Here is a 1,849-nt window from a genome sequence, read left to right on the forward strand (position 1 = left end):
CGGCCGGGCCGTCGTCACGGCCATGCTGGCGGCGCTTTTGCCGCAGGGGGTTGCGCGCGCGCAGCAGTCGGCAGACCAGGATGCCCTGCCACGCAGCGTGATCGAGGCCTGGCGCCCGCCCACCCTGACCATCACGCGCTATACCGAAGACTGGTCGAGCCTGGCCGACCCCGCCGCCCGCCGCGCGCGGTGGACCGCGCCGCTGAAATACATTCCTCTGGCCGCGCCGCAGGTGTGGCTGTCGACCGGCCTGGAACTGCGCGCGCGGGTAGAGGCAACCCAGGGGCAGACCGCGCGCTATTGGCGGGCGGTGCCCCCTGCCGAGCTGCATGCGGGCCGCTTTAGCGTGTTCGTGCAGGGCCTGGCCAATGCCGCGCAGGGCGTGGTCGGTGGACCATCGCCAGTCGATCGCACCGGGGTTGATCTGTTGCAGGCCTTTGCGGATGTGACCGTGCCGATCGCGCCGGACACCACGCTGCGCCTGGAAGGCGGGCGCCAGCTGGTCAGCCTGGGCAGCGAGCGGCTGGTCGGCACCCGCTATGGCCCCAATACGCCGCTGCCGTTCGATGGCACGCGGGCGCTGCTCGATTCCGGCCCTTATACTGCCAGCCTGTTCTACCTGGTGCCGGTCGCGGCCGGGCCGCACAGCATGGACGATCGGCGATCGCGGCAAAAGGCGCTGTGGGGGCTATATGCCACGCGCTGGCTGGGCAGCGGGCATGTCGCGCGGATCGATGCCTATGCCCTGGTCTATCACGATCGCGCCGCCAGCCTGCAACAGGCCGGGTTTGCCGGCGGCCTGGGTGACGAACGGCGCATTACCCTGGGCCTGCGCAGCGCCGGGCGTGCCGGGTCTGCCTATTGGGACATGGAGGCGATGGCCCAGGGAGGGCGTCTGGCCGGCGCGCCGATCCATGCCTGGTCGGTGGCGCTGCGCGCCGGGCGCCGCTTTCCGGCTTTGCCGGCCACGCCCGATCTGTCGCTCCATGTCGATCTCGCGAGTGGCGACAAGGCGCCCGCCGATGGTCGGGTCAACGGCTTCAACCCCCTGTTTCCCAAAGGCAAGTATTTTGGCGAGCTTTCGCCACTGGGCCCGCGCAACCTGATCGATGTGCACCCCGCGCTCACGCTCGCGCTGGGCAAGCTGAACGGCGGCGCGGTGCAATTGGGTGTTACGGGCATGGCCTATTGGCGGCAAAGCCGGGGCGACGGCGTCTATGATGTGCCCGGCCGCCAGCTGCACTCCGCCACGGCCGGCCAGGCGCGCTTTCTCGGCAAGCAGGCAGAGGCGGTGGTAACCTGGCAGGCCACGCGCGAACTCGCGCTGACTGCCTCTGCCAGCCATTTCGTGCCCGGCGGCTTTCTCGTCCAGGCCGGTGCCGGCCGGCCGATCGATCTGTTTGCCGGTGAAGCTTCGTTCCGGTTCTGAAAGGGAAAGTGCCATGGACTCTCATCCGCCCCCATCGCCCCCCGTCGCCGGCGCGCCTGTGGCGGTGCGCACGCCATCGCCGCTGCCACGCCTGCTGCTGTTGCTGTCGGCGACGACCGGCTTCGTCGACGCCGTTAGCGTCCTTGGCCTGGGCAAGGTGTTTACCGCGAACATGACCGGCAACGTGGTGTTCCTGGCCTTTGCGCTGGCCCGCGCGCCGGGTTTCACGCCCGTGCCCTACCTGGTGGCGCTGGGCCTGTTCATGGTGGGCGCGAGCGTGGCGGGGCGGTTGTGGCGCCACGCGTCGAGCCATCCGCTGCGCTATTGGCTGCTGCGCGCGGCCTTGCTTGAAGCCGTGCTGTTCCTGGCGGCGGCGGCCGTGGCGCTGGTGCCCGGCGCCGACGGCATCGTGGCGCATCC

Annotated in this window: 2 protein-coding genes; both read left to right on the top strand. The window is 70.4% G+C overall.

The genetic code is table 11. From position 1 onward, the window contains the following. On the top strand, positions 1 to 1,429 hold a 1,429-nt coding region (locus H926_RS0106560), incomplete at its 5' end, for an alginate export family protein (RefSeq protein ID WP_022675606.1). Positions 1,430 to 1,442: 13 nt separating this feature from the next. Further along, on the top strand, positions 1,443 to 1,849 hold a 407-nt coding region (locus H926_RS0106565; protein WP_148291654.1), incomplete at its 3' end, for a YoaK family protein.

The sequence above is a fragment of the Novosphingobium sp. B-7 genome, from assembly GCF_000410615.1.
Classification (GTDB): domain Bacteria; phylum Pseudomonadota; class Alphaproteobacteria; order Sphingomonadales; family Sphingomonadaceae; genus Novosphingobium; species Novosphingobium capsulatum.